An 8593-nucleotide genomic window follows, 5' to 3' on the forward strand; every position below is an offset into this window, starting at 1 on the left:
TATGGGCTTTGCCGATATGTATTTGCCGGCTTTGGTTGGTAAGAGTATTGAGAGTGAGATGACAAGATTTATCGTTGGTGCAGCTTCTATCACCCAGATTATCTATATGTCTGAAGTAGGTGCACTGATCTTGAAATCAAATATCAAGCTTAATGTGCTAGAGCTGTTTATGATTTTCATTTTTCGTACGCTTATCAGCTTGGTGGTCATTACTAGCGTGGCGCATCTTTTATATTAAAAAATGTACCTATAGCCTGATGCTAGGCTAACAGTCGGTTTTACCTGATTAAAGGTTAAATCGACTGTTTTTTTTGCAAGATGACTCATACAGAGATAGGTTAATGAGCTTTTCTTTAATAATAGATGATTTGGAAAACTGTCATACAAACAGTATTTAAAATACAAGGTAATACAATAATGAATAATTCTGACGGCTTAACACGAGACATCGCAAAACAGACGATGCAAAATGATGTGGTACTTAATGCGGCATATATAAATGGTAACTGGGTAGCTGTTGAGACGGCTGAAAGAGGTGACGAGACAGATATTCATCCCTTATATGACCCAAATTCAGGAGAAGTAATTGCAACGACGCGCTTGTGTACTAGTGCTCATGTAGAAACTGCGGTCAACGCTGCCTCTGATGCCTATGCCAGTTGGTCACAAACTACCGTAAGCGAGCGTGCACGTTATCTGAATGCGATTGCAGAGTCTATGGAGCAGCAGTTTGATAAATTGGTTGGGTTATCGGTATTAAATAATGGCAAGCCAATAGAGGAGGCAAAAATAGACGTCAGTGATGCAATTGCTTGCTATCGTTATTATGCCAATCTGATTACAGCGCAAGAGACATGGTCTGAGGTCTCTACAAGTGAATCGGGCATACGCTTATTAAAGACCTATGCACCCGTTGGTATTTGTGCGCTTATCGTCCCGTGGAATTTTCCGATGGTGACCACTGCTTGGAAGTTAGCCCCTGCATTGGCTGCCGGCTGTACCGTACTGTTAAAACCGTCTGAGGTGACACTATTACCTGAATTAATGCTGGGCAATATCTTATCGGCTATCAATATGCCAAAAGGGGTAGTCAATATCTTACCCGGCGGTGCCGAAGTAGGTGCTGCTATGACCAGTCACCCACAGATTGATAAAGTGTCTTTTACCGGCAGTAATGTGGTCGGCGAAAAAGTGATGAGTCAAGCGGCAAAAGGTATCAAAGATATTAGCTTAGAGCTTGGTGGCAAATCAGCCATCATTGTGTGCGCAGATGCTGATATCGATTACGCTTGTGACTTAATAATCGGTGGTATATTTACCAATGCAGGTCAAATCTGCTCTGCTACCTCAAGGCTGCTGGTCCATCAAGACATCAAGCAGTCGTTATTTAAGATATTAAAGGCAAAAACAGAGAGTCTGCATATTGGTGATGGCTTTGATATCAGTACGCAAATGGGTCCTCTGGTGAGCGCACAGCAACTTAATCAAGTCAAAAAATACTTTGATATTGCAGCGGCTGAACATCTTAATTGCCTCACTGGTGGCGAGATAGTGGATGGCTCAGGATATTTTGCGACGCCAACCATTTATACGGACGTACCAGCGACCAGTCAACTATGGATGGAAGAAGTGTTTGGACCCATATTGGTAACTACAACCTTTACAGAGGAGGCAGAGGCCATTCGCTTAGCCAATGACAGCAAATATGCGTTGGCAGCGACCATTGTCAGTGCTGATGAAAAAGCAGCGTTAGATATGGTGCTACAAATCCAAGCGGGTCATATTTGGATGAACGAGCAACAAATAGTCTTGCCGGAAGCTGGTTGGGGTGGTTTCAAACAAAGTGGTATCGGTCGAGAGTTGGGCGCAGATGGTCTGTCTGCCTACCAAAAGAGCAAGCATGTCTTGTTGCCGCAGTAATGCTCAAAATCTGTACACAAAAAAGCCTCCGATAAGGAGGCTTTTTTAAGCGACTAATAATGTGTTAAATCAATTAACAATCGCTTTTATATATGGTACCGGTGGTCGGACTTGAACCGACACGCTTTTAAAGGCAACGGATTTTGAATCCGTCATGTCTACCAATTCCATCACACCGGCGTGTTAGGTGATAAAGTTTATATACTGCCAAACATTATCGAATTGGGCTACAGGGTTATCTCTGTATAGGCTGCGTATTATAGCAGCCTAAAATTATCCGTCAAGAATTATTTATTATATTTTGAATAAAAATTCAGATTTTAACCAACGAAGGCGCGTTCAACGGCATAATCTGCCTGTACACCCATACGCGGTGAGACCGTTAGACCGAAATCATCCAAAATAGCTGAGACTTCAGCATTAAACGGCATGCTACCGCATATTAAGACGCGATCATCTTCTTTGTTCATAGGAGGCAGGCCAATATCTTCAAAAAATTTGCCAGATTTCATTAAGTCGGTAATACGACCGGTGTTTCTAAACTCTTCGCGAGTGACAGTCGGATAATAAATGAATTTTTTACGGAAATCTTCACCAAAAATTTCATCATTCGGCAGCTCGTTTTCGAACATTTCACGATAAGCCAAGTCACTAATACCGCGCACACCATGTACCAAAATGATCTTTTCAAAACGCTCGTAGACTTCAGGGTCACGTGCTAATGCTAAAAATGGCGCAACACCTGTACCGGTTGACAGCATATAGAGGTTCTTACCCGGCAAGAGATCATCTAATACGAGAGTGCCCGTTGGTTTTTTACTGACCAATAGCTCATCACCAACTTTAATATGTTGCAAACGCGACGTTAATGGACCGTCCTGTACTTTAATGGAGAAAAACTCCAAATGTTCTTCATAATTAGGACTGGCAATTGAGTAAGCTCGCAGCAAAGGCTTGCCATCAACGACCAAACCAATCATCGCAAACTCACCATTACGAAAACGTAAGCCGTCGTCGCGTGTGGTTTTGATGCTAAATAGTGCATCATTCCAATGATGAACCTCTGTAACCGTTTCGGTGCGGAGTTTTGACATAAATTCCTCGTTAGTAAGTGGTAATCTGTATCAATCTAAATAAGTGCTAAATACCCATTTTCCATGATAAAGTCAAAATGGTACAAAATTTTAATAGAAGATGAATGCTATCAATGCTAATTAAGCCATCACTTCGTTATTTTAACATTATTATTCGGCGTTATAAGCTGATGCGGCGCGCATGACCGCGATTTTTAAGCCATTATTGATGAATGCAAGCCATTCTCAATAAATTTCTCGCTCATCATAACAAACTTTAAAATAAAAATCCGTCAAGCGGCTTTGGTATAGCATGATAAAATGGAATATCGTTAGTGAGTTATTATCTATAATTAGTCACAGCTGGCTTGTATAGCACTTATGTGGAACTATAAAAACCTGTTTTTTTGGATTTAATTTATGTCTTGTCAGACTGCTTCTTTTTTGCATAATCATATAGCACCAATTATCGGCTACCATCATGCCCCACTTTCACAAAAATTTGGCGCACCAAGACAGCCAAATTTGGTTGCATTGACCAGTGTCATTGAGATGATTGCGCCTTATGATACGCCAGCTGCGTTTGTTGGTTTGGAAGATTTTAGCCATATTTGGGTCAGCTGGCAGTTTCATCACCACTATTTACAGAAAGATAAACAGGCTAATAAAGCGGATAGCAGCTTTCGTGCGCAAGTGCGACCGCCACGTTTGGGCGGTAATCAGAAGATAGGAGTATTTGCCAGTCGTAGTATGTATCGACCTTCAGCGCTTGGATTGTCTGTGGTTAAGCTTGAACGGATTGAAATTATAGAGGGGCGCGTGTTACTTATCATTAGTGGTGCTGATATGATAGATGGTACACCAATTATCGATATCAAGCCCTATGTGGCTTATAGTGATGCAATTCCTAATGCTCATAGCGGTTTTGCGCCCTCTGCGCCGCATTTGTTGGATGTTATTATCACTGAAGTTGCCTATGAGCAGTTTGTGCAAATTATAGACAATCAACATGTTCAAAATGAAGTAGAAGAAATCTCTAAGAATGAAAAATCAACGGTAAACGCGGTCATTCATAAAATGCAAAAACAATTGCTTATGCCTGATCTTGATAATATTAAAGCGTTGATAGCACAAGACCCACGCCCTGCTTATCGTCATAAAGAGGTTAATACTTCCTTTATCATGTGCTATAAATCTGTTGATGTAAGTTTTCAGTTGATAGATTCAGGTGAATTACAGATAACGAATATCAACACAATATAGTTAAGATAAATATCGTCGCTGACCAAATGCTCTACAACATAGAAGAAGAAAAATATGGCTGCTCAACAGTATTCGATAGTGATTGATTTGCGTTGGTGCCTTGATGAGCTGCTGGCAGATCAAGTGATAGACCAACGGGGTTATAATCTCGTCATTACTAGTCGCCGCAATAAGGGGCAGCATCCGCTATTGACTATCAGCGAGTTTGGTTTGCCAAATGGTCATGCACTTGATAATAATACTGAGAATAAATTAACGCTGGCTTGGCTTAATCAATGGTTGGCTGCCAAAGCAGATATGCCGCTTGTCCGTATTGACCCGTTAAAGGTTGATGTACCGGCGGTCACGCAGTTGATGTCGTTTGAATATGCACGCTCGCAGCATATCTTGCCGATTGAAGTGATGCTTAATGAAGTGGTTATCGGTACTGATCAGCCGTTTTATACTGACTGGCATGCCAATATTGAAAAACTCATTAAGTCAAAAAGCTATCGCACGGTATTTATCAATCCTGAGCAAATCAATCGCTACCGTCAGGAGTTCTATCAAGTTACGCAAGCAATAGCGGGTGCGAACTCTCTACACAAACGCGCAGCATCTGATATCACCAACGTCGAAGCACTATTGCAGCTAGGCGATAATACCAATCCTGACGCCAATGACCAACATATTGTCAAAGTCGTCGATTGGCTATTGCAGTATGCCTTTGAGCAGCGAGCTAGTGATATTCATCTAGAGCCACGCCGTGAGACAGGCAAGGTGCGTTTTCGTATTGATGGGGTGCTGCATAGTGTCTATGAGATGCCACTCGCAATTATCGTGGCAGTGACAGCGCGTATTAAAATCTTGGGGCGACTCAATGTAGCAGAAAAACGCAAGCCACAAGATGGACGACTAAAAACGCGCACACCAAAAGGCTTAGAGACTGAGCTGCGTCTTTCTACGATGCCGACCGCCTTTGGTGAAAAGCTGGTTATGCGGGTATTTGACCCTGAAGTGCTCGTGCGCTCCTTTGCCCAGCTTGGTCTATCGGGTAAGCAGCTTGAGACTTGGCACGAGCTGACAGCGCATCCAAATGGTATTATCTTGGTGACTGGTCCGACAGGTTCGGGTAAAACGACCACCTTATATAGTACGCTCAAGCAATTAGCTACTGAACAAGTAAACGTCTGTACCATTGAAGACCCGATTGAGATGATTGAGTCAGCATTTAATCAAATGCAGGTCAATCCAGGGGTTGATTTGCACTTTGCTGACGGTATTCGTTCTTTGATGCGTCAAGACCCAGACATCATTATGGTCGGTGAGATTCGTGATGCTGAGACTGCCAATATGGCAGTGCAAGCTTCATTAACAGGGCATTTGGTGCTCTCAACCTTGCATACCAATGATGCGCCAAGCTCTATTACTCGACTGCACGATTTAGGTATTCAGCCGTTTTTGACGTCAGCGACTATCTTGGGCATCATGGCGCAGCGTCTATTACGGACATTATGTCCGCATTGCAAACAAGCGATTGATGTGATCCCAGATAGTGAGATTGCCATTCAATGGCAGGAGCTCGTCCAGCCATGGCGCGCGCCCGTACCAGCACAAATTTATAAGGCGCAAGGCTGCGAGCACTGCCGACATACCGGTTATCAAGGTCGCGTTGGTCTTTATGAGATTATGCCGTTATCAAATGAGTTGAAAAAACTGGTCGCTGCTGATGCCAATTTAGATGCACTCAAACAGCAAGCTTACCGTGAAGGTATACAGCCACTGCGCCTATCGGGTGCGAAGCGCATTAGTGAAGGTGTAACGACCATGGAAGAGGTGATGCGCGTGGTGCCTTTGCATTAGGGGTTCCGCTATATTAAAAGGTGCCATTGCATTAAAAGTAAGTTTGTTAGGTATTGCTTGAAAAGCGCGCGCTTCAGAACAATAAATACCATACAAATTGAATTTTTTATTCTAATATTTTTTTAAAATGACTATAACGAGATTGTTTATGTTTACCGATAGCCACTGCCATCTCAACCGTTTAGATTTGACCAAGTACGATGGTCAATTGTCTGGCGCGATTGCTGCGATGAAAGAAGCCAATGTCACTCGCGCGATGGCAATTATGTGTGATTTTGCTGAATATGATGAGATTGCCAATATCGTCAAGACCTATGGCGATGAAACGCTCAATCTTGGCATGAGCGTCGGCATCCATCCTTGTGAAGATATCAGCGTATTACAAGCGGCCACACTTGAGCGGTTGATAGAAACGGCCAACGCTGACTATGTATGGGCAATAGGGGAAACGGGTCTCGATTATTACTGGTCGACAGAAAATAAAAAAGAGCAACAAGCCAGTCTTGCTCGTCATATTCATGCCAGCCAAAGCCTAAAAAAACCACTTGTCATCCATATGCGGGATGCCAAAGAAGATACGATTGATATTCTAAAAGCAGAAGGTGCTGAGCATGGCATTATTCATTGTTTTACTGAGGATTGGGAAACAGCAAAACGTGCTTTGGATTTAGGATTTTATATCTCGTTTTCGGGCATAGTGAGCTTTAAGAGTGCACTGAATATCAAAGATGCGGCAAAAAATATGCCAAGAGACAGAATTTTGATAGAAACGGACAGTCCTTATTTGGCGCCTGTGCCAAAACGTGGTCGACCTAATGAGCCTGCATATGTGCCTTATGTCGCCAGTTGTATTGCAGAGATGTATGGCTGCAGTAGCGAAGAGGTCGGTACACTGACTGCAAAAAACTTTGAGAATTTACTGGCACAGTACCACTAAAATGGTTATGCTATGACCACTCAGTCATTTCTTGCAAGTGGCAGATTGTTTATGCGCACCGCCTTGCAGTATTAAATATAAGTTCATGATTTTAAATGATTATTTAGAAAAAATACGCATATTCCTTTGTTGTATTCGTCGCGCAGTCTTTGTATTATCTGATACTCCGAATGCCAATACGCCAATGCAAACTGTGGTCATATGCACGATATTGTCAAGTTTTAGGAGAGGTTATGAGTCGTCAGCATCAATTCAAGGTACGAGAAGAGAATATCTTAGCAATGGCAGAACAATTGCTACTTGAGTCAGGCGATGGTGACATCACTTTAGACAGCTTGGCAGACCAGCTTGATTTGGCTAAAGGCACATTGTATAAGCATTTTTCCAGTAAAGATGAGCTTTATCTGCGTATTATTATTCGTTATGAAGAACAGCTGTTCGAGATCAATCGCATTGATGACTGCCCATCGGCAGGCGTTGCTCGTATGATTTTTCAGCAGTTGTTTAACCCACAAAAAGCCATGCTGCTTAATCAAATCGAAGAGCGTTTGGCGGCGTCAGTGACGGGTCTTAATCGCTTATTTGGTGAGCTATATGATATTCGCCGTCAGCGTATGAAGCGCTTGATTGATATCATCAGTGCTTATCTAAAAAATGAGCATAGTAGTTTGAGTACGCGTGATTATCTATCGTCTATTTGGGCGATGGGTCAGGGCGGTGCAGGGCTGTTGAATTCAAGTTTTTATCAGCGTTACTTGGGACGCCGTGATACCTTACGCTATGCCTTTGTACAGCAGATGCTAGAGTTGCCAAGCCATTATCCGGCGGCTGAGGATGAAGTGATGGATGAGGATATGCAGGAATTGGTCGAACAGATCGATACTGAGTCAGAAGAGCATCGCAACACCAATTATTAGGTTTTTTCTGTACCTTAAAACCATGAGTAGTTATTTTATAAAGATCTGTGTTGTTATATGCTATATAGCAGCACATTAACCTTTGCTTGATACAGTCAATCATATCTCTCGTTTTATATCACACCCAATATAACGCCATTTTTAATGGAACGACGCCATTCTAGATGACCTCTGTATGTCAAAATCCTTCTTACCAATGACACATAATCATACCCAAGCTGGCTTTACGCTAGTTGAAATCGTCGTCGTGGTTATTTTGTCTATATTCGCTGGCATGATGAGAATGTGGTTTATGCTCAGCAGTCAAATGGTTCAGCGGCTAATGATTTACCTAATCAAGCGTTCCCGCTAATGAGAGTAATAAAAAGCCCAAAGATGTGAAAATGATTTCTCAGCGGCTTTGGGCTTTTTGACGTCTATCCTTGGCAATTCAAACGCTAAATACAGAAGTCTAAACACATTAACAAGCGCAGATAAGAGCGATCGTATTAATCACTTAAATGTGTTTCTTCAGTAGACTTCCAGTTATAAGCACCATAAAACAACATCTGTGCTTGGCGCGTGCAGTTATGGAGCATCAGCTGCTTTCGCTGTTCAACTTCAGCCAAGTCGACTTCATCATCATAATCTTCGGTATAAGT

Annotated in this window: 6 protein-coding genes, 1 tRNA gene and 2 pseudogenes; 6 read left to right on the forward strand and 3 right to left on the reverse strand. The window is 42.3% G+C overall.

Annotation, left to right across the window (positions count from 1 at the left end; translation table 11 throughout):
* Positions 1-238: pseudogene (locus VLN09_RS08415) on the forward strand (YjiH family protein); the annotation flags it as partial.
* Between the two features lie 179 nt (positions 239-417).
* On the forward strand, positions 418-1920 hold the full coding sequence (locus tag VLN09_RS08420) for an aldehyde dehydrogenase family protein (protein ID WP_325245532.1): 1503 nt from the start codon (positions 418-420) through the stop codon (positions 1918-1920).
* A gap of 93 nt (positions 1921-2013) precedes the next feature.
* Here VLN09_RS08420 and VLN09_RS08425 read toward each other — a convergent pair.
* Positions 2014-2100: transfer RNA gene (locus VLN09_RS08425), tRNA-Leu, on the reverse strand.
* A 140-nt stretch (positions 2101-2240) separates the two neighbouring features.
* On the reverse strand, positions 2241-3014 hold the full coding sequence (locus VLN09_RS08430; RefSeq protein WP_325245534.1) for a ferredoxin--NADP reductase: 774 nt from the start codon (positions 3012-3014) through the stop codon (positions 2241-2243).
* A gap of 399 nt (positions 3015-3413) precedes the next feature.
* Between VLN09_RS08430 and tsaA the strand changes: the two genes are divergently transcribed.
* The 4 genes from tsaA (at position 3414) to VLN09_RS08450 (ending at position 7952) form a co-directional block, all read left to right on the forward strand.
* A complete protein-coding gene (gene tsaA / locus VLN09_RS08435; RefSeq protein WP_325245536.1) occupies positions 3414-4256 on the forward strand; it encodes a tRNA (N6-threonylcarbamoyladenosine(37)-N6)-methyltransferase TrmO in 843 nt (280 codons plus the stop codon).
* Between the two features lie 54 nt (positions 4257-4310).
* Complete coding sequence (locus tag VLN09_RS08440; protein WP_325245538.1) at positions 4311-6098, forward strand: GspE/PulE family protein; 1788 nt, start codon at positions 4311-4313, stop codon at positions 6096-6098.
* Positions 6099-6246: 148 nt separating this feature from the next.
* Complete coding sequence (locus VLN09_RS08445; RefSeq protein ID WP_325245540.1) at positions 6247-7035, forward strand: TatD family hydrolase; 789 nt, start codon at positions 6247-6249, stop codon at positions 7033-7035.
* A 233-nt stretch (positions 7036-7268) separates the two neighbouring features.
* The gene (locus tag VLN09_RS08450; protein WP_325245542.1) at positions 7269-7952 is read left to right on the forward strand and encodes a TetR/AcrR family transcriptional regulator; all 684 of its coding nucleotides are present in this window, start codon (positions 7269-7271) and stop codon (positions 7950-7952) included.
* A gap of 488 nt (positions 7953-8440) precedes the next feature.
* Here the strand turns inward: VLN09_RS08450 and VLN09_RS12300 are convergent.
* A pseudogene (locus tag VLN09_RS12300) lies at positions 8441-8593 on the reverse strand (TetR family transcriptional regulator); the annotation flags it as partial.

Source organism: Psychrobacter sp. (genome assembly GCF_035469765.1).
Classification (GTDB): domain Bacteria; phylum Pseudomonadota; class Gammaproteobacteria; order Pseudomonadales; family Moraxellaceae; genus Psychrobacter.

What these genes read in the sequence shown, in the direction of transcription:
- VLN09_RS08440 (WP_325245538.1), top strand. Translation starts at nt 4,311, where the DNA reads ATGGCTGCTCAACAGTATTCGATAGTGATTGATTTGCGTTGGTGCCTT.
- VLN09_RS08450 (WP_325245542.1), top strand. Translation starts at nt 7,269, where the DNA reads ATGAGTCGTCAGCATCAATTCAAGGTACGAGAAGAGAATATCTTAGCA.
- VLN09_RS08430 (WP_325245534.1), bottom strand. Translation starts at nt 3,014, where the DNA reads ATGTCAAAACTCCGCACCGAAACGGTTACAGAGGTTCATCATTGGAAT.
- tsaA (WP_325245536.1), top strand. Translation starts at nt 3,414, where the DNA reads ATGTCTTGTCAGACTGCTTCTTTTTTGCATAATCATATAGCACCAATT.
- VLN09_RS08420 (WP_325245532.1), top strand. Translation starts at nt 418, where the DNA reads ATGAATAATTCTGACGGCTTAACACGAGACATCGCAAAACAGACGATG.
- VLN09_RS08445 (WP_325245540.1), top strand. Translation starts at nt 6,247, where the DNA reads ATGTTTACCGATAGCCACTGCCATCTCAACCGTTTAGATTTGACCAAG.